Raw genomic sequence first — 19,377 nt, forward strand, 5'->3', positions numbered from 1 at the left:
GTGCCGACGATAGACATCGACAGCGATGCCGCGCACGAGGCGGCGCAGCGTGAGCTCGCAAAGCCGATATATCCCAAGCCTTCCCTGACCGACCGTGTCGGCGAATGGATCGATGATCTGTTGTACCGGCTGGCCGCAGAGGGTGCGTCGATACCGGGCGGCTGGGTGACGATCACGGTGCTGCTGATCCTCGTGGCAGTCGCGGTGGTCGTGGCAATCCGGATAGCGCGACGCAGCATGCGAACGGGCCGTGGCCCCGCCGAGGCGTTGTTCGGCGAGCACGATATGACCGCGGCTCAGCATCGGGCCGCCGCCGAACAGTGTGCAGCGTCGGCGGACTGGGCCGCGGCGATCCGGCACCGGCTGCGGGCCGTAGCCCGACAGCTGGAGGAAACCGGTGTGCTCGACCCGGTCCCCAGCCGCACCGCGACCGAACTCGCCCGTGACGCCGGCCGCCAACTACCGCATCTAAGGAACGAATTATCTGCTGCGTCAGCGATCTTCAACGATGTCACCTACGGCGGAATGCCGGGCACCGAGAAGTCCTACCGGCTGATCGCCGATCTCGACGACCACGTGAGGTCTCGGAGTGCGGCGGCCGCCTCCACCGCTGTCACGCCTGCCGCGTCCGACGGGTGGGCGGAGATCCGATGACTACCGACACCGCCGTGGAGCCGACGCTGCGCACACGATGGCGCGGGGCGCGCTGGATCGTGTTGGCTGTGGCGGTCATCGTCGGGTTCGCCGTTCTCAGCGCCTATCTGACCGCGCCCCGTCCCGGGGGGCGGATGGATCCGGACTCCACCGGACCCGACGGGGCGCGAGCCCTGATGACGCTGCTGTCCGAACACGGTGTCGATGTCGTCGAAGCATCCGACGTGGCAGCGGTGGAGGCGGCCGTCCGGCCCGGCACCCTTCTGGTCGTGGTGCAGACCTACCACCTCGTCGACGACGACGTCCTTCAGCGCCTCGCTGCGCTAACGACCGATCGCCTGCTCGTCCAACCCAATTCACGCACCCGTGACGCCCTGGCGCCCGAGGTGAAGGTGAGCGCAGCCACCACGTTCGGCGGTGGCGAGCGCCCGGATTGTGACCTCCGGGAGGCCACCCGCGCCGGGGCCGTGCAGTTCAGCGTGAGCGACGCCTACGAAGCATCCGGCGACGACATCGACCTGACGCGCTGTTACGACGGGGCATTGGTCCGCTACAGCGCCGACGGCCGAGACGTCACGCTGGTCGGCGATTCCGGGTTCATGACGAACCGCGGATTGCTCAAAGCGGGCAACGCCGCACTCGCGATGAACCTCGCAGGCACGAATCCGCGGATGATCTGGTATGCGCCGCAGTTCACCGAGGGCCAATCCGACGGTGCTGCAACCCTGTTCGACCTCGCCCCCGAGCACGTTGGCTGGATCCTGTGGCAACTGGTCGCGGTGGTAGTGCTGCTGGCGCTGTGGAAAGTCCGCCGCATCGGTCCACTGGTCGCCGAACGCCTGCCCGTCGTCGTGCGGGCCTCCGAGACCGTGGAGGGACGCGGCCGGCTCTACCGCTCGCGACGCGCCCGCGACAGCGCGGCCGACGCCTTGCGCGCCGCCGCGCTGCAGCGCATGCAGCCCCGCCTCGGCCTGGGCGTCAACCCCGATCCGACCGCGGTGGTCCAGGGGGTGTCCGCGCACTGCGGCGTCCATCCCCAGGCGGTGGCACACACGTTGTTCGGTCCGCCACCCGGCGACGACGCCGAGTTGGTCAATCTCGCACGCGCACTCGACAACATCGAAAGGCAGGTCGCACGCTCGTGACTCAGGCAGGCCGAAACGATTCCGCGCGAACCGCATTGCTGGCGTTGCGCGCCGAGATAGCCAAGGCGGTCGTCGGGCAGGATGCCGTTGTCAGCGGACTGGTGATCGCGTTGCTGTGCCGCGGCCATGTTCTCCTCGAGGGAGTTCCCGGCGTCGCCAAGACGCTGCTGGTGCGCACGCTGGCCTCGGCGCTGCAGTTGGACTTCAAGCGCCTGCAGTTCACGCCCGATCTGATGCCCGGTGACGTCACCGGCTCACTGGTCTACGACGCTCGCACCGCAGAGTTCGAGTTCCGGTCCGGACCCGTGTTCACGAACCTGCTTCTGGCCGACGAGATCAACCGGACGCCCCCCAAGACGCAAGCCGCGCTGTTGGAGGCCATGGAGGAACGTCAGGTCAGCGTGGAGGGCAACGCGCGTCCCCTTCCGGATCCGTTCATCGTTGCAGCCACGCAGAACCCGATCGAGTACGAGGGCACCTACCAGCTGCCCGAGGCGCAGCTGGATCGCTTCCTGCTCAAGCTCACCGTGCCGCTGCCGACACGGGAGCAGGAGGTCTCGATCCTGAATCGGCACGCGCACGGCTTCGACCCCAGGGACCTGTCGGATGTGCGACCCGTCGCAGGAGCGGCGGAGCTGGCCGCCGGGCGCGCCGCTGTGCGCCAGGTTCTGGTCGCCGACGAGGTGCTCGGCTACATCGTCGACATCTGTTCCGCGACAAGGCATTCGCCCTCGCTGCAGTTGGGCGTGTCTCCGCGCGGCGCGACGGCCCTGTTGGCGACGGCCCAGTCGTGGGCCTGGCTGTCGGGGCGCAACTACGTCACCCCCGACGACGTGAAGGCGATGGCGCGCTCCACCCTGCGTCACCGCATTCAACTGCGGCCCGAGGCGGAGTTGGAAGGCGCCACCCCCGACGGCGTGCTCGACGGAATTCTCGCGGCAGTACCGGTGCCACGCTAGTGATCCTCACCGGACGCTCCGCGCTGGTCGCCTTGGTCTGCGTCCTGCCGATCGCGGTCTCCCCCCGGCCGGCGTCCACCTTCGCCGTCCTGCTCGGTGCGCTCGTCGCGCTGATCGCGCTCGACGCCGCGCTGGCAGGCAACACCCGCCGGCTGCGGTTCACCCGGTCCGGTGACACCACCGCCCGGTTGGGCCAGGACGTCACGGCCGTCCTGCTGGTCGAGAACACCGGGAGACGCCGCGTCAAGGGCGTCGTGCGCGACGCGTGGCCGCCGAGTGCACGAGCCCATCCCCGCCTCCAGCCGGTGAGCCTGGTTGCGGGACAACGACTTCGAATCGAGACGACGTTACGGCCGGTGCGACGGGGCGATCAGGAATCGTCGTTGGTCACGGTCCGCGCAACCGGGCCGCTCGGGCTGGCCGGACGGCAGAGCTCGCACCGGGTGCCGTGGCGCATCCGGATTCTGCCACCATTCCTGTCGCGCAAGCACCTTCCGTCGCGGCTGGCCAAACTCCGTGAACTGGAAGGCAATACACCGGTTCTGATCCGCGGGCAGGGCACCGAGTTCGACTCGCTGCGCGAATACGTGATCGGCGACGACGTCAGGTCGATCGACTGGCGCGCCTCTGCCCGCCGGGCCGACGTGGTGGTCAGAACGTGGCGCCCGGAACGGGACCAGCGTGTGGTGATCGTGCTCGACACCGGTCGCACCTCGGCGGGCCGCGTCGGCATCGACCCCACCTCGAACGATCCGTCGGGGTGGCCGCGGCTGGACTGGTCGATGGACGCCGCGCTACTGCTGGCCGCGCTGGCCTCGCGGGCCGGCGACCACGTCGACTTCCTGGCCCATGACCGGGTCACCAGGGCCGCGGTGTTCAACGCCTCGCGTACCGAGCTGCTCGCGCAGCTGGTCGCGGCGATGGCCCCGATCGAGCCCGCGCTGATCGAATCTGATGCGGGCGCGATGGTCGCCGCGGTGCTACGCCGCGTCCGCAGGCATGCCTTGGTGGTGCTGCTCACCGACCTCAACGCGTCGGCGCTCGACGAGGGCCTGATGACCGTGCTTGCCCAGTTGACGGCCAAACACGCCGTGCTTGTCGCCGCAGTGGCCGACCCCCGCGTCGAGGCGCTAGCCGCCGGCCGCGCCGACGCCCCGCAGGTCTACGACGCCGCTGCGGCCGAACGGGCGCGCAACGAGCGGCGCGCGATCGCGTCTCGGCTGCGTCGCCGGGGCGTCGATGTGGTCGACGCCGCGCCCGACGAGTTGGCGCCCGCCCTGGCCGACCACTACCTGGCGCGCAAGGCCACCGGCCGGCTCTAGCCGATCGGTACGACGTCGGGCGCGTCCTCGACGTCTCCCGTCTCGCCGGCCCGGTCGGCCTTGCGCCCGAAGTGGAAGATGTAGGCGAGGAACGCGATCTCGGCGGCCACGCCGATCGCGATGCGCACCGCGGTCGGTAACGGCGACGGCGTCACGAGCGCCTCGATGAGGCCCGAGATCAACAGAACCGCCACCAGCCCGCCCGCCACCGCGCCGATCGCACGACCCTGCTCGGCCAGCACCTGTCCGCGCGGCCGGTCGCCCGGTGAGATCACGTTCCAGCCGAGCCGCATACCCGCCCCGGCCGCCAGGAACACCGCGGTCAGTTCGAGCAGCCCGTGGGGGGTGATCAGACCAAGGAAAATGTCGCCTTTGCCCGCACCGAACATCAGACCCGCGGCCACTCCGAGATTGGCGGCGTTCTGGAACACCACATAGGGAATCGGAATGCCCAGCAGAATCGCAAAACCGAGGCACTGCAACGCAATCCACGCGTTGTTCACCCAAACCTGCAGTGCGAACGAGGCGGCCGGGTGCTCGCTGTAGTACGCGGCGAAGTCGTTGTTGACCATCTGGTCGATCTCGTCGGCTGTGCCGATCATGGCCCGCACTTCGGTACTGCCCGAAACCCACACCGCGATCAGGGCTGCCACCGCGAAGAACGCGAACGCCGTACTCAGCCACCACCACCGCGACCGATAGGCGACGACGGGGAACGATACGGTCCAGAACCGCACGAACTCGCGCCACAGCGGGGCGTGGGCACCCGTCACCGCCGCTCGTGCCTGCGCGACCAGGCCCGAAAGCCGGCCGATGACCACCGGATCGGCGTTGGCGGTGCGCACGATCGACAGATGCGTCGACACGCGCTGATAGAGATCGACCAGCTCGTCGACTTCGGAACCGGTGAGCTGTCGACGCCGCTTGATCAGGTGCTCGAGCCGGTCCCACGTCGGACGGTGCGCCAGCACGAACGCGTCGACATCCACGTGGTGAATCCTAGTAGCGTTGACGCTTATGGTCTGGCAGCAGGAACCCGTCGTCACCGGCGACGCGGTGGTCCTCGACGTCCAGATCGCCCAGCTACCGGTGCGCGCCGTCGCCGCGCTGATCGACATCTCGGTCGTGTTCCTGCTCTATGTGATCGGCATCCTGCTCTTCAGCCTGACGTTGACCGAGTTGGACCCGGCGCTGTCGGCGGCGGTGCTGATCATCTTCACCGTGCTCGCCCTGCTGGGATATCCGCTCGTGTTCGAGACCGCGACTCGGGGCCGTTCGCTGGGAAAGATGGCGATGGGCCTTCGGGTGGTCTCCGAAGACGGTGGCCCGGAACGGTTCCGGCAGGCGTTCTTCCGCGCGTTGTCCGGTGTGATCGAGATCTGGATGCTGGCCGGCGGTCCGGCGGTGATCAGCAGCCTGTTGTCGGCCAAGGGAAAGCGACTCGGGGACATCTTCGCGGGCACCATCGTGATCAGCGAGCGGGTGCCCCGGATGTCTCCTCCGCCGCCGATGCCGCCACAGCTGGCGTGGTGGGCATCGTCGTTGCAGCTTTCCGGGCTGCGCCCCGAGCAGGCCGAACTGGCACGCCAATTCCTCGGCCGCTCAGCGCAATTGCATCCGGCGGTGCGGGATCAGATGGCGTACCGGATCACCGCCGATGTCGTCGCGCAGATCTCCCCGCCTCCGCCTCCGGGGACGCCACCGCAGCTGGTGCTCGCCGCGGTGCTGGCCGAACGTCACCGCCGCGAACTGGCGCGACTGCAGGCGACGTCCGCACCACCGCCACCGTCGCCGTGGACCGGGCAGGGGCGACCCGTCTGGCAGCCGGCTCCGCGGTCACCGGACAACGGCGGCTTCACCCCTCCCGGCTGACCTGGATGGATTTGTGCACGTCTTGTTGCGCTGAGCGCTCCAAAACGCACACAAATCGCTCAGTCGACGTCGACCCAGTCCAGCGTGCGCTGCACAGCCTTCTGCCAACCGGCGTAAGCGAACTCGCGCTGCTCGTCGCTCCACGACGGGGTCCAGCGCTTGCCTTCCTGCCAGTTGGCGCGCAGGTCGTCGGCGTCCTCCCAGAACCCGACCGCCAGCCCGGCGGCGTAGGCCGCGCCCAGCGCCGTGGTCTCGGCGACGACGGGCTTGACCACGTCGACACCGAGCACGTCGGCCTGGATCTGCATGCACAGGTCGTTGGCGGTGATACCGCCGTCGACCTTGAGGACCTCCATGTGCACGCCGGAATCGGCCTCCATCGCATCGACGACGTCGCGGCTCTGGTAGCAGATCGCCTCGAGCGTGGCGCGAGCGAGGTGCGCGTTCGTGTTGTACCGCGACAGCCCGACGATCGCTCCGCGGGCGTCCGAACGCCAATACGGCGCGAAGAGTCCGGAGAACGCCGGCACGAAGTAGACGCCACCGTTGTCGTCGACCTCTCGCGCGAGCGGTTCGCTGTGCGCGGCGTCGCGGATGATGCCGAGCTGGTCGCGCAGCCACTGCACAGCCGATCCGGTGACCGCGATCGAACCCTCAAGGGCGTAAACGGGTTTCGCGTCGCCTTTATCTCTGGGCGCGAACTGGTAGCACACCGTCGTCAGCAACCCGTTCTCCGACCGGACGATCTTCTCTCCGGTGTTCAGCAGCAGGAAATTGCCTGTGCCATAAGTGTTCTTGGCTTCCCCCGCGCTCAGGCACACTTGTCCGACCATTGCCGCCTGCTGGTCGCCGAGCGCTCCGGTCAGCGGCACCTGGCCGGCAACGGGCCCGTCGTCGCGGGTGATGCCGTAGGACTCCGGGCACGACGACGGCTTGATCTCGGGCAGCATCTGTCGCGGAATGTCGAAGAACGACAACAACTCGTCGTCCCAGTCGAGCGTTTCCAGGTTCATCATCATGGTGCGGCTGGCGTTGGTGACGTCGGTGACGTGAACCCCGCCGCGGGTGCCTCCGGTCAGGTTCCACAGCACCCAGGAGTCAGGAGTACCGAACAGGGCGTCACCGTTCTCGGCGTCGCGGCGTACACCGTCGACGTTGTCGAGGATCCACTGCACCTTGCCTGCGGAGAAGTAGGTCGCCGGGGGAAGGCCGGCCTTGCGGCGGATGACGTCGCCGCGTCCGTCGCGGTCCAGTGCCGAGGCGATGCGGTCGGTGCGGGTGTCCTGCCAGACGATCGCGTTGTAATACGGTCTGCCGGTCCGCTTGTTCCACACCAGCGCCGTCTCGCGCTGGTTGGTGACGCCGAGCGCGGCGAGGTCGGTTGCCGACAGGTTCGTCTTGTTGAGCGCGGACATGACCACCGCGGCGGTGCGCTCCCAGATCTCGACGGGATTGTGCTCGACCCAGCCGGCCTTCGGCAGGATCTGCTCGTGCTCGAGTTGATGGCGACCGATTTCGACGCCGCCGTGGTCGAAGATCATGCATCGGGTACTCGTGGTGCCCTGATCGATCGCGGCGACGAACTCGGCGTTTCCGGCCAATGCGCACTCCCCTCTTTGCTGCGGTTCGTCGTCCATCATGGACTACATGGCCGATAAGCCCGCCGGTATTGAAGCCGGACGACCGAGCGCATCCACCATCGACCGCATGCCGCGCGGCGGGCCCGACGCATCCTGCCTGGACCGCCTGTTGCAGACCGATCGGCTCGAGTATCTGGACCGTGACTCCGACGCGCCGGGCGACACCGCACGCAGACGCAGCGTGATCCGCGCGCTCGAGTGGACGGGCCGATGGTTCGGCACCACCGAGCGGTTCGCCGAATTCACGCTCGGCGAGGTCGAAAACGTCGCGGACCCGAAGATCCTCGAACTCGGGGCGGGCCACGGTGCGCTCTCACGCAAGCTGCTCGACTGGCACCCCTCGGCCCGGTTGACCGTCACCGATGTGGACGCGGCGAACGTGGCGGCGATGGCCGCGAGCGACCTCGGGGCCAACCCACGCGCCACTATTGGCCAAATGGATGCCACGGCGATCGACGCTGCCGACGGCTCGTTCGACCTCGCGGTCTTCGCGCTGTCGTTTCATCACCTGCCGCCGGCGGCGGCCTCGCAGGCAATCGCCGAAGGCACCCGGGTGGCCGACAAGCTGCTCATCATCGACCTGCCGCGGCCTCCGTCGCCGTTGCATCTCGTGCGCCTGGCGACCATGCTGCCGTTTGTTCCGGTGCTGCCCTTCGCACACGACGGCGTCATCAGCTCGCTACGCTCCTACAGTCCGTCGGCGCTGAGGACGCTGGCCGCGTATGCTGGCGCCGGGATCGAGGTCGAGCTACGCGGCGGGCCGTTGAGCCCTCAGGTCGTGGTGGCTCAGCGCGGCGCCCCGGATCCGTTGCGGCCGAACGGCCAACGCTGATAGCTGAACTCGATGAAGGAATCGAGCACGTCGTACAGACCCGGATGGCGCGCTAACAGAGATCCAATCATCCTCATGCGGAGGGTGATACCCCGCTGTTCGCGTGTCAAACGTCGGTCGTTGCAGGTCAGGCCCGCGGGCGGGTGAGCCGATGGAGAAGCCACGCAACCGGAATCGTCAGAATCAGGGTCACGACGAACAGCACGACCACCGAACCGGTGTACACCCGCCACTGCAGAACCGACACCATCGCGATCTCCATCACGATCACGTGAAGCAGGAAGATCTCGTAGGAGATCTCCCCAAGCCACACCATGGGTCTGCTGCTGAGTAGCCCTGCGTACCAACCTGTGTCGCCGAGGGCCAACGGCGCGACAACCAGTGTCGCGATCGCCGCATAGAACATCACCTTGACGATGTCCTGCCCGAGGTCGAGCGTCGGCGTGTCGATGCGCCCGGCGATTGGTGTCGACACGACCAGGTATGCCGCCACCGCGAGCGGCAGCGCGATCAGGCCATAGCAACGAAAACCCGTGCGCGCCAGCACGCTGAGCGTCATACCGCCGATGAACCACACCAGGTAGTGCGGCAGCCACAACCCCGCGCCGTTGGGCAGCCAGTCCGTCGTGTGGATGACCACGAGCCACAGCGGGCTCAACGCACCGAGCATGGCCAGCGCGGCCAACAACACACCGGGGCGCCACTGGCGTCGGCACAGCACGACCAGCAGTAGGTAGGCCAGCACGGGCAGCACCGCGTAGAACGCCACTTCGACCGCCAGACTCCACATCTGGGTCAGCCCCTGATGCATGTAGGCCGTGACGTAGTTCGGGCTGTAGATCTGGGTGAGCGTGAGGTTGCGCACCAGGCCGAGCCAGGTGTGGCCGGGATTGGGTTCAATTGCCCGGAACTCGTACAGCGTGTATGCCAGCAACACCGTCACCACGTAGGCCGGCATGATGCGCCGCAGGCGATTTCGGGCGTAACGGCGTGCCGGTGGCGGCGCGGTGCCGGTCGCGGCCGCCTGCACCCATCCGTTGAACAACAGGAATCCCGACAACACGAAGAAGATCGCGACGCCGATCTCCATGCGAGCGAACACCAGCCCGAGGTAGCCCCGGTTGTAGGCGCCGGTGCCGTACGCGGCGTGGGTGGCCATGACCAGCAGCGCGGCGATCGCTCGGATGCCGGTGAGCGCCGGGACGCGGTCGACCCTCGAGACCTGTTCCAGACCCCCTTGGTCGAGGTCGCCCGGTGTCGAGCCCACCCGGCCAGTATGCCGGTCAGGTGCGGCCTTACGTGGCCATCACCACGCGTTCGTTCGGCACACAATGCGTCATCTTCAACCCCTCGACGTCACGCGGACCGTTCTTGCCGAGCTGCTGCCGACGCTTTTCCTCGTCCTCTGAAAGTGTCTGCGATTTCAGCGGTTCCAGGTCACGCACATCATCGACCGAAATGCCGAGGCCTTCGCCGACCCGGGAGCCGAGTTCGTCGTCGCACATGAAGAAGTGCCACACCATCCGCTCCTGCACCTCGCGGGTGGCTTCGGAGATGTTGGTGACGAAATTGGCGACCAGGTCGTCCTTTTCCCACTGTTCCATCAACTGGTAACGCTGGCCGGCCTGCTCATAGTCGTTGGTGCGCGGGATGCGCTTACGCGTCAGACGTCCCGAGATCTCCGGGCCCACGTCGTCGGGTATCGGCGCCGACGCCTCACGCAGGCCCCCCGTGATCGACGGCTCGTAGTTCACATGGGGATTGGCCCCGACATTGTCGACGCCGTACTGCATCTGGCCGCCCTGCTGGTTCGTTGCGACCTTCGCGTTCTTCGGCCGATTGACGGGCAGCTGCAGGTAGTTGGGTCCGACGCGGTAACGCTGGGTGTCGGAGTATGAGAAGGTGCGGCCCACCAGCATCTTGTCGTCGGAGAACTCCAGCCCGTCAACCAGCACACCGGTGCCCAGCGCGATTTGCTCGGCGTCGTTGAAGAAGTTGTCCACGTTGCGGTTCAACACCATTCGGCCGACCAACTTGGGCGGGAACTCGTTCTCCGGCCACACCTTGGTGTCGTCGAGCGGATCCCAGTTGAGCTCGGGATGGTCCTCGTCGCTCATGATCTGCACGAGCAGTTCCCACTCGGGATAATCGCCGCGTTCGATGGACTCGTAGAGATCCTTTGTGGCGCTGCCGAGCTCGGTGGCCTGGATGGCCGCCGCGTCGGCCTCGGTCAGGCTCTTGACCCCCTGCTTGGGCATCCAGTGATACTTGACGAGGTGGGTTTGTCCCTCGGCGTTGACCCAACGGTAGGTGTTGACCCCGAAGCCCTGCATCGTCCGGTAGTTGGCCGGGATACCGCGCGGGGAGAACAGATTCACGATCATGTGCATGGTCTCCGGCGTCTGCGACATGAAATCGAAGATGCGCGCCGGTTCCTGGCGGTGGGTGACCGGATCCGGCTTGAGCGCGTGGATGACGTCGGGGAACTTGATCGCGTCGCGGATGAAGAAGACGGCCAGATTGTTGCCGACCAGGTCCCAGTTTCCGTCCTCGGTGTAGAACTTCACCGCGAACTTGCGCGGATCGCGAGCCACCTCGGAAGAATCCCGGCCGCCGATGACCGTGGAGAATCGGATCGCCAGATCGGTGCGCTTGCCGGGCTCGGAGAACACCTTGGCCCGGGTGTACCGCTCGATCGGCTCGTCGCCCCACTTGCCGGTCGCTTCGAAGTAGCCGAACGCCACCGCGCCGCGGGCGTGCACCACCCGTTCGGGGATGCGTTCCCGGTCGAAGTGGCTCATCTTCTCCAGGAAGTGATAGTTCTCCATCGTCGCCGGGCCGCGGGCACCGATGGTGCGCTGGTTCTGGTTGTCGTAGATCGGATGACCCTGGCGATCGGTCAAGATGTCGCGGGTGTCGTCGGGATCAGGTGGTATCGAGGAGACGTCGGTCATCAGAGATCCTTCCGGTTCTGTCGCTGACCTTGCCGCCTACCCACCGGCACCGGGATTAAACGGTGACCGAGGAACCACGCTCCAGTTCGATGATCCGGTCGGACAGGCCCCGTCGCTTCATCTCCTCGACGAAATCGGACAGCGGTGAGGCGAACACCCCGTAGTCGTCGAAGTGCACCGGAATCATCCTGGGGAGGTCGAGCAGTTCGACGACGTCGGCGCCCTGCCGGCCGTCCATCGTCACGGTCAGCCCGAACGGCAGGTGCCTGCCGAACGGCAGCCGGGTGCCACCCAGGTGCAACACCCCGACGTCGATCGATTCGAATCGCACTGGTATTTCCCGAAGTTCGTCGACGAACAGGGTATCGCCGGAGACGTAGAGCCGTCGCCGGGCGGTGCCGTCGGAGAACTCGATCATGCTGCCCATCACGGGCGGCAGGAAGCGGTCGACCGGGGTGGGCGCGTGACGCCCGGGCAGGCTCGTGACGGTGACGCTCACCGCGCCCTTGGTGATCGTGTGGTGCTGCCAGGTGTCGAGCGCCAGCGCCCGGCCGAATCCCCGGTGGGCCAGTCGCTTGGCGGCGTGCGGGGTGGTCACGATGGGCAGTCCCTGATCGAGCCGGCTCTGTGTCACCCGGTCCCAGTGATCGCCGTGCATATGCGACAGGACCACCGCGTCGAGCGCGGGCAACTCTTCGATGTCCAGCGCCGGTCCTTTGAGGCGCTTGGACAGCAGCCCGTACCCGAGGTACGCGTGCTGGCCCCGGTGCAGGAAGTTCGGGTCGGTCAGCAGAGTGATCCGCTCATCGCCGTGATCCCGGCCCCCGGTGATCAACGTGGTGGCGGTGCCGATGAAGGTGACGGTGACGTCCATCGTCCCCGACTACCCGTCGCGATGGGGTTTATGCGGGCCGCCGCTGTCGGCGAGTGACCGCAGAACGTCTCGCGAATCGCGGCGTGTCGGGTGCAGACGCGGACGCTCGCCGACGATGGACAATGGCGGAGTGGGCGAGGAAGTGAAGGGCACCGGTTACACCGGCGCGCACCGCCGGGAGTACCGCCGCAAGGTGCAGCAGTGCCTCGACGTCTTCGAAACCATGCTCGCCCGGTCGAGCTTCGACTTCGAGCGGCCGCTGACCGGGATGGAGATCGAGTGCAATCTCGTCGACTCGGCGTATCAGCCCGCGATGAGCAACGCCGAGGTCCTGCAGGCGATCGCGGATCCGGCGTATCAGACCGAGCTGGGCGCCTACAACATCGAATTCAACGTGCCGCCGCGGCGGCTACCCGGGCGTGCCGCCCTCGACCTGGAGACCGACGTTCGGGCGAGCCTGAACGCGGCGGAGACGAAGGCCCACCGGCACGGCGCGCACATCGTGATGATCGGCATCCTGCCGACGTTGCTGCCCGAACACCTCGCGGGCCGCTGGATGAGCGAGTCGACGCGGTATCAGGCGCTCAACGACTCGATCTTCACCGCCCGCGGCGAGGACATCCTCATCGACATCGTCGGGCCGGAGCGGCTGAGCCTGCAGACCGCCACGATCGCACCGGAGTCCGCGTGTACGAGCATGCAACTGCACCTTCAGGTGTCGCCGGCCGACTTCGCGCAGAACTGGAATGCCGCTCAGGTGCTCGCGGGTCCGCAAGTCGCGCTGGGCGCCAACTCCCCGTACTTCTTCGGCCACGAACTGTGGGCCGAGACGCGCATCGAGCTGTTCGCTCAGGCCACCGACACCCGGCCCGACGAGCTCAAGGCGCAGGGCGTCCGGCCACGGGTGTGGTTCGGCGAGCGCTGGATCACGTCGATCTTCGACCTGTTCGAGGAGAACGTGCGCTACTTCCCGTCGCTGCTGCCCGAGCTGTCCGATGAAGACCCCGTCCGCGAGCTCGCCGAGGGCCGCACCCCCAGACTTTCCGAGCTGCGGCTGCACAACGGCACCATCTACCGGTGGAACCGGCCGGTGTACGACGTCGTGAACGACCGTCCGCATCTGCGCGTGGAGAACCGCGTGCTGCCCGCCGGCCCGACGGTCGTCGACATGATGGCCAACGCCGCCTTCTACTACGGCACGCTGCGCACGCTGTCCGAGGAGGACCGGCCGCTGTGGACGAAGATGACTTTTGCTGCCGCGCAACACAATTTCGTCGAGGCCGCCCAGCACGGTATGGATGCGCGGCTGTACTGGCCCGGCTTCGGCGAGGTGACCGCCGACGAGTTGGTGCTGCGCGAGTTGCTGCCCATGGCCGACGAGGGACTGCGCCGCTGGGAGGTCGCTGCCGAGGTGCGCGACCGGTATCTTGGCGTCATCGAGGGCCGCGCGAAGACCGGCCGCAACGGCGCCACCTGGCAGGTCGCGACGGTGCGCGCGCTGCAGGAACGCGGTATGGCGCGGCCCGCCGCGCTCGCGGAGATGCTGCGCCGGTACTGCGCGCGGATGCACAGCAACGAACCCGTCCACACCTGGGACGAGGGATTCGAAGAGTGAGAGCGGCCGTGCGCCGGACCGGCTGACGCCTCACCCGGCGGCGGCCAGCGCCTCGGCGAACCGGGCGAGTTCGTCGTCGGTGACGTCGACGTGCGGTGACGCCCGCAACACCGGTGTCGTCATCTCGAACGGGGCGCGCTGCACATCGGCGTACGTGGTGACGATGCGGTGTTGTGCGATCAGCCAGTTGCGGACTTTCTGCGGATCGGCGCCGTCGGTGGGGACCAGCGTGGTGATCGCGGTCGGTTCGTCGTGCGGCTCGACGACCCGCCATCCCTCGAGGTCGGCCACCGCGTCGCGGGTCATCCGGCCCACCTCCACAAGCCGCGCCCGCAACCGGGCGGGGCCGTCGGCGAGATGTTCGCCCAGTGCCACCGAAAACCCTACGCGGGCAGCGATATTCGCCTCGCCATGCTCCAAGCGCTGCAGCACGGGCAAGGGCAGGTTCCACTCCGGCGGCGGTAGCCGGGGCCGCAGCCGCTCCGCCAGCTCGCGGTGAATCCCGAGGAATCCCACGCCGCGCGGCCCGGCGATCCACTTGCGCGACGAACCGTAGATCGCCGCCGGCGTGACCGCGCAGTCCAGATGCCCCAGCGCCTGCGCGGCGTCGACGACCAGCGGCACACCGAGCTCTGAGCACGTGGCCGCCAGTGCCGCCACCGGCTGTGCCAATCCGCGGTGGCTGGCCAATGCGGTCAGGTGCACCAGCGCCGGCGGGTCGGCGGCGAGTTGCCGCGCGGCAGCCTGGACGTCGAGCCGGCCGTCGCCGTCGGCGGGCAGCGCGCGTACGGCGAAACCGTTGGCGGCCATGATCGCCAGGTTCGGCCCGTACTCGCCGGGCAGACACGCCAGCGTCCGCTCGCCGGGCCACGCCCCCAGAAGCAGGTCCAACGCGTTGTTGGCCCCGGTGCTGAACACGAAGTCGGCGCTCGCCAAGCCGGTCAGCGCGGCGAGCGCGGCGCGCCCGGCGTCCAGTACCGGTTCGGCAGCCTCGGCCGCGACGTAACCACCGACTTCGGCTTCGTGGCGCGCGTGCCGGGCGGCGGCGTCGATGACCGCGAGGCTCTGGCGGGAACAGGCCGCGCTGTCCATGTGCACTCCGGCCACCGCGGGCCGGGCCGAGCGCCACCGCTGAGCAAGGTTCATTTCGTCGACAGCGACAGTCCGAAGTCGCCGGCGGCGTCGGTCCACCAGTGCGTCATTCGGAGGCCGGCGGCGGCGAGTTCGGCTTCGACGCCCTCGCGCCGGAACTTGCACGACACCTCGGTCAGCATCGCCTCACCGGCCGCGAACTCGACCGTCAGCTCCAGGTCGCGCACGTGCACGCGTTGCGCGTCGGTGGCGCGCAGCCACATCTCGATGCGCTCTTCGTTGGCATTCCACACCGCGACGTGTTCGAACTTCTCGAGGTTGAAATCAGCGTGCAGCTCGCGGTTGACGACCGCGAGCACGTTGCGGTTGAAGCGCGCGGTCACGCCCGCGCCGTCGTCGTATGCCCGCACCAGGCGTTCGGCGTCTTTCACCAGGTCGGTGCCCAGCAGCAGGCTGTCACCGGGTCGCAGCGTGTCGGACAGGGCGGCCAGGAAGTCGGCGCGCGGACCGGCGGTGAGGTTACCGATCGTCGAGCCGAGGAATGCGATCAGGCGGCGCCCGACGCGGGGAATCGTGTCCAGGTGCTTCTCGAAATCCCCGCAGACGGCCTCGATCTCGAGTCCGGGATACTCGCCCGCAAGGGCCGAACCCGCCGCGGCGAGCACAGTGGCGTCGACGTCGAACGGAATGAACCGGCGTAACGACCCGCGGTGTTGTAACGCATCGAGCAGCATGCGGGTCTTCTCCGAGGTGCCGCTGCCGAGCTCCACCAGCGTGTCGGCCCCCGAAGCCGCGGCGATCTGCGCCGACCGGGCCTCGAGGATCTCGGCTTCCGCTCGGGTCGGGTAGTACTCGGGCAGCCGGGTGATCTGTTCGAACAACTCGCTGCCCACCGCATCGTAGAACCACTTCGGCGGCAACGACTTCGGCGTCTGCGTCAAGCCGTCCAGCACGTCGCGGCGCAGCGCGGTCGCTGCCGAGCTCGCGGACAGGTGGTTCGACAGTGACACCGTCATGACGAGCCTTTCAGTGCAACCGATTGCACGCGTGAAGACGTGACCTCGACGAGGTGACGGTCCGGGATCTCCTCCCAGCCCGGGTCGTCGTCGAACGGTTCGCTGGCCAGTACGACACCGTCCGGGCGACGAAGCACCGACAGCGTATCCCCCCACGTGGTGGCGAGCAGTCGTGATCCGTTGCCCGCCAGGATGTTCAGCCGTGCGTTGGGGTCTGCCGCGGCGACGTCGACGACCGTCTCGCCGAGCGAATCCAGCCCGCGATCGAAGATCAGCGCCGCGAGCAGAGCGCTGTCGTTCGTGGACTCGGCGGTGGCCGTCATCGGGAGGACGGCGCGGTCGACCAGACCGTTGTGGGAGAGCAGCCAGTGTCCGTCGGTGAACGGCGCAACGGCCGTCGCCTCGATCGGCATGCCGATGCTCGCGGAACGCACCGCAGCGACGATACAACCGCTGCGCAGTGCGGGCGCAACCGAGGCGAGCGAGGCGTCCGCCCACATCGGCGTCGCGCTGCGCCAGCGCCGCGGCGTCTGGCCGTCGAAGAAGCCCACTCCCCACCCGTCGGCGTTCATCAACCCGTGCTTCTGCCTGCGAGGCGAATACGATTGCACTAGAAGGCCATTGGCGGGCTCGAGGATCAACGACGCCACCGAGGCCGGTTCACCGAGCCACCCGAGATGCCTGCACATCAAATGTTCTCTCTTCGCGCAACCGGCTCATCGCCAGCATTTCCTCTTCGCGCAAGCGGCTCATCGCCAGCATTTGCTCTTCGCGCAAGCGGCTCATCGCCGACGTCCCAGGCCAGCCGCACGCCGGAGAAGATCTGGCGCCTGATCGGGTGGTCCCAATTGCGGAAACTGGGCCGCAGGATGTTGGGCGCGACCGCCCACGATCCACCGCGCAGCACTTTGTAGTCGCCAGCCCCCACGCCTTCGAAGAAGGGCTGCGAGTAGCGCTCGTAAATCATCGGCGTGAATCCCGGCCACGGGCGCAGTGGCGACGTCGTCCACTCCCACACATCGCCCAGCATCTGTTCGGCACCGTAGGCCGATGCGCCGGCCGGGTAGGCGCCGACGGGTGCGGGCCGCAGCGCGTCGCCGCCGAGGTTGGCCAGCGCATCGGTGGGTTCGGTTGCGCCCCAAGGGTAACGGCGGCGTGCGCCGACCGCCGGGTCCCATGCGCAGGCCTTCTCCCATTCCACTTCGGTGGGCAGCCGGGCCCCCGCCCAGGCGGCGTAGGCCTCGGCTTCGAAGAAGGTGACGTGCTGGACCGGCTCGGAATCGGGGATCTCCTCGACGTGACCGAACCGGATACGGGTGCCGTCCGGATTCCAGAACTGCGGCGCGCGCAGACCCGCTTCGGTCCGATGCTGCCAACCGCGATCCGACCACCATCGGGGATCGTCGTATCCGCCGTCGTCGATGAACTCGCGCCACTCGCCGTTGGTGACCGGGACGCGGCCGATGCGGAAGGCGGGCACGTCGACGATGTGTGCCGGCCGTTCGTTGTCCAGTGAGTACGGTTCTGTGGTCGCGTCGACGCCGAGGACGAACTCGCCACCGGGCACCACCACCGAGGTGCCCGCGACGTCCGGGCGGCCCTCGGGCAGCGGTGTTCCTGTGTCGAGCAGCGGTGGGCCGCTTCGCAGGTTGAGCGCCTGCAGCATGGTTTCGTCGTGCTGGTTCTCGTGGCTGATCACCAGGCCGTAGGCGAAACCGGGCTCGTCGTCGGGTAGGACGTCCAGCGCGTCGAGCACCATGCCCCGCACCGTCGCGCAATACGCCCTGGCGTCCGACGGCGGGAGCAGCGGCAGGTTCGCGCGGCTGGCGCGGGAGTTGACGAACGCGTCGTAGAGACGTTCGACGTCCGGGCGCAGCAAGCCGGGCCGGTCGGGGTTGCCGTCGCGCAGCAGCCACAGCTCCTCTTGCTGCCCGATGTGCGCGAGGTCCCACACCAACGGGCTCATCAGCGGGCTGTACTGGCGGGCGAGCTCGGCGTCGTCGAAGTCGACGAGGCGCAGCGTGCGCCGGCGGGCCGTGGTGAGTTCGCGCGCGATGGTTTCGCGAGGTGTCACAGTTCCCCTCGTGCCAGTTGCGTGACCGCGGGCGCGATCCCGTGTTGTGCGGCGCGGTCGCGGAAGTCGTCGGCCGGACACCGTCCCTGTTCGACCGAACGCACCAACCGGCGCATCGATTCCTCGAGTTCGGCAGGCGCTCGTTCCGCGGCCAGGCCCACGCACCGTTCGGCAGCGGCCTGCAACCGGCGATCGGCCAGTCCGAGGTGGGCCGCCTCATCCCAAGCGGCGGCGACGGGTTCGGTGGCTTCCGCGGCGAGGTCGGCTGCCGTCGGGTCGTCGAGCAGGGTGGTGAGCGTGAACGCGATCGCAGGCCAGACGGTGTCCGGCACGCTGTCGAGATAGCGGATCTCGAGCCACTTGCGCGGTCGGACCGGAGGGAACAGCGTGGTCAGGTGATAGTCGAGATCGGCAGCGGTGGGACGGCGGCCGCCGAGTGCCACCCTCCCGTCGGCCCAGTCGGCGAACGGCACCCAGTCCGGGACCGGTTCGGCATCGGCACCAGCACCGGCAGTGTTGACCAGCATCACCGGAGCCTTCAGCGCGTACTGTGCCCAGTCGCCGGCTGGGTCCTCCCCGTTCCCGCCGAGGATCGGGCCGCAGCGGGCCGAATCCAGTTGGCCCCACACGCGTTGCCGCGCCGACTGCCAGCCGGTGTCTTCTCCGCTCAGCAGCGGTGAATTCGCGGTGATCGCGATCATCGTCGGCCCGAGCGCATGCGCGAGCCGGACCCGGTCCGCCCAGCCGTCACGTGGGCCCGCGTCGAGATTGACCTGAATCGAAGCCGTCGAGGTCATCATCGCCGCAGCGGCGGCGGCGGTGCCGCTGGCCGCGAAGAAGGTTTCCATAGCGCGGTAGCGCGCGCCTGGATTGACGCGCTTCGGAGGCCGCAGCGGATCGGCGCCCAGCAACACCAGTCCGAACCCGGCGCCCGCGAACGCCGCGCGCAGCACCGTCCGGTCGGCGACCATCGCATCGATCGCCGCGAGCGCGCCCGGTAGCGGCGGACCGGACAACTCGACGGCGCCGCCGGGTTCGACGGTGACCCTGCTGCCGCCCGGTAGTGGTGGCAGGCCGGCGATGGTGGCGGTGAGCTCATCCCAGCCGGGCCTGCGCGCGGGATCGGTCAGGTCGAAACAGTGCGCCTCGATCTCGAGCCCCACCTGGCCCACCGGGCCGTCGCGCAGACATCCGGCGGCGACGTGGAGAGCCGCGGCGTTCGCGCCGGTCAGCTCGGTACAGGGGCTCGGCGGCGGGTGCGCGTCCACTTCGGACGTGATGGTGAAGGTCATTGCAACCATCCCCTTCCGGGAGTGGACCGCTCGCCG

General features: G+C 68.2%; 17 protein-coding genes. 7 read left to right on the forward strand and 10 right to left on the reverse strand.

Annotated features, from left to right (window positions below; genetic code table 11):
• From AU193_RS02040 to AU193_RS02055, 4 genes are read left to right on the forward strand one after another with little or no spacing between them, the layout of a single operon-like run.
• Entirely contained in the window at positions 1–654 is a 654-nt protein-coding gene (locus AU193_RS02040) for a DUF4129 domain-containing protein (protein ID WP_064420688.1), read from the forward strand.
• Positions 651–1,799 (forward strand): DUF4350 domain-containing protein, encoded by a 1,149-nt coding sequence (locus tag AU193_RS02045; RefSeq protein ID WP_064420816.1) that lies wholly within the window; start codon positions 651–653, stop codon positions 1,797–1,799. Before AU193_RS02040 ends, AU193_RS02045 begins: the two co-directional genes overlap by 4 nt.
• The gene (locus AU193_RS02050) at positions 1,796–2,758 is read left to right on the forward strand and encodes a MoxR family ATPase (RefSeq protein WP_064420689.1); all 963 of its coding nucleotides are present in this window, start codon (positions 1,796–1,798) and stop codon (positions 2,756–2,758) included. The genes AU193_RS02045 and AU193_RS02050 overlap by 4 nt, the downstream gene beginning before the upstream one ends.
• On the forward strand, positions 2,758–4,080 hold the full coding sequence (locus tag AU193_RS02055) for a DUF58 domain-containing protein (protein ID WP_064420690.1): 1,323 nt from the start codon (positions 2,758–2,760) through the stop codon (positions 4,078–4,080). Before AU193_RS02050 ends, AU193_RS02055 begins: the two co-directional genes overlap by 1 nt.
• Here the strand turns inward: AU193_RS02055 and AU193_RS02060 are convergent.
• Positions 4,077–5,069, reverse strand: a complete 993-nt coding sequence (locus AU193_RS02060; protein ID WP_064420691.1) for a stage II sporulation protein M — start codon at positions 5,067–5,069, stop codon at positions 4,077–4,079. The two genes, AU193_RS02055 and AU193_RS02060, sit on opposite strands and share 4 nt — an antisense overlap.
• Before the next feature lie 28 nt (positions 5,070–5,097).
• Here AU193_RS02060 and AU193_RS02065 point away from each other — a divergent pair, with 28 nt between their 5' ends.
• Positions 5,098–5,952 (forward strand): RDD family protein, encoded by an 855-nt coding sequence (locus tag AU193_RS02065; RefSeq protein WP_064420692.1) that lies wholly within the window; start codon positions 5,098–5,100, stop codon positions 5,950–5,952.
• A gap of 59 nt (positions 5,953–6,011) precedes the next feature.
• Here AU193_RS02065 and glpK read toward each other — a convergent pair whose 3' ends face one another.
• The gene (gene glpK, locus AU193_RS02070; RefSeq protein ID WP_064420693.1) at positions 6,012–7,589 is read right to left on the reverse strand and encodes a glycerol kinase GlpK; all 1,578 of its coding nucleotides are present in this window, start codon (positions 7,587–7,589) and stop codon (positions 6,012–6,014) included.
• 1 nt (position 7,590) lies between these two features.
• Here glpK and AU193_RS02075 point away from each other — a divergent pair, with 1 nt between their 5' ends.
• A complete protein-coding gene (locus AU193_RS02075; protein WP_371259125.1) occupies positions 7,591–8,424 on the forward strand; it encodes a class I SAM-dependent methyltransferase in 834 nt (277 codons plus the stop codon).
• Positions 8,425–8,551: 127 nt separating this feature from the next.
• Here the strand turns inward: AU193_RS02075 and AU193_RS02080 are convergent, their stop codons facing one another.
• From AU193_RS02080 to AU193_RS02090, 3 genes are read right to left on the reverse strand one after another with little or no spacing between them, the layout of a single operon-like run.
• On the reverse strand, positions 8,552–9,691 hold the full coding sequence (locus tag AU193_RS02080; RefSeq protein ID WP_064420694.1) for an acyltransferase: 1,140 nt from the start codon (positions 9,689–9,691) through the stop codon (positions 8,552–8,554).
• Between the two features lie 28 nt (positions 9,692–9,719).
• Entirely contained in the window at positions 9,720–11,378 is a 1,659-nt protein-coding gene (locus tag AU193_RS02085; protein ID WP_064420695.1) for a catalase, read from the reverse strand.
• A 55-nt stretch (positions 11,379–11,433) separates the two neighbouring features.
• Positions 11,434–12,252 carry an MBL fold metallo-hydrolase gene (locus tag AU193_RS02090; protein ID WP_064420696.1) on the reverse strand — a complete coding sequence of 273 codons (819 nt, stop codon included), beginning with the start codon at positions 12,250–12,252 and terminating at the stop codon, positions 11,434–11,436.
• A gap of 130 nt (positions 12,253–12,382) precedes the next feature.
• Here AU193_RS02090 and AU193_RS02095 point away from each other — a divergent pair, with 130 nt between their 5' ends.
• Positions 12,383–13,867, forward strand: coding sequence for a hypothetical protein (locus tag AU193_RS02095; protein ID WP_064420697.1), 1,485 nt, complete (start codon positions 12,383–12,385; stop codon positions 13,865–13,867).
• Positions 13,868–13,897: 30 nt separating this feature from the next.
• Here AU193_RS02095 and egtE read toward each other — a convergent pair whose 3' ends face one another.
• Genes egtE through egtA form a run of 5 tightly spaced genes read right to left on the reverse strand, consistent with a single transcriptional unit; the run spans position 13,898 to position 19,341 of the window.
• Positions 13,898–15,013 carry an ergothioneine biosynthesis PLP-dependent enzyme EgtE gene (gene egtE / locus AU193_RS02100; RefSeq protein ID WP_064420698.1) on the reverse strand — a complete coding sequence of 372 codons (1,116 nt, stop codon included), beginning with the start codon at positions 15,011–15,013 and terminating at the stop codon, positions 13,898–13,900.
• Positions 15,010–15,975, reverse strand: coding sequence for an L-histidine N(alpha)-methyltransferase (gene egtD, locus AU193_RS02105; protein WP_064420699.1), 966 nt, complete (start codon positions 15,973–15,975; stop codon positions 15,010–15,012). The genes egtE and egtD overlap by 4 nt, the downstream gene beginning before the upstream one ends.
• Positions 15,972–16,664 (reverse strand): ergothioneine biosynthesis protein EgtC, encoded by a 693-nt coding sequence (egtC, locus tag AU193_RS02110; RefSeq protein WP_064420700.1) that lies wholly within the window; start codon positions 16,662–16,664, stop codon positions 15,972–15,974. Before egtC ends, egtD begins: the two co-directional genes overlap by 4 nt.
• Entirely contained in the window at positions 16,664–18,049 is a 1,386-nt protein-coding gene (gene egtB, locus AU193_RS02115) for an ergothioneine biosynthesis protein EgtB (protein ID WP_082682796.1), read from the reverse strand. The genes egtC and egtB overlap by 1 nt, the downstream gene beginning before the upstream one ends.
• The gene (gene egtA / locus AU193_RS02120; RefSeq protein ID WP_064420818.1) at positions 18,046–19,341 is read right to left on the reverse strand and encodes an ergothioneine biosynthesis glutamate--cysteine ligase EgtA; all 1,296 of its coding nucleotides are present in this window, start codon (positions 19,339–19,341) and stop codon (positions 18,046–18,048) included. Before egtA ends, egtB begins: the two co-directional genes overlap by 4 nt.
• Between the last annotated feature and the right edge of the window lie 36 nt (positions 19,342–19,377).

The sequence above is a fragment of the Mycobacterium sp. GA-1285 genome (assembly GCF_001499905.1).
GTDB lineage: Bacteria > Actinomycetota > Actinomycetes > Mycobacteriales > Mycobacteriaceae > Mycobacterium.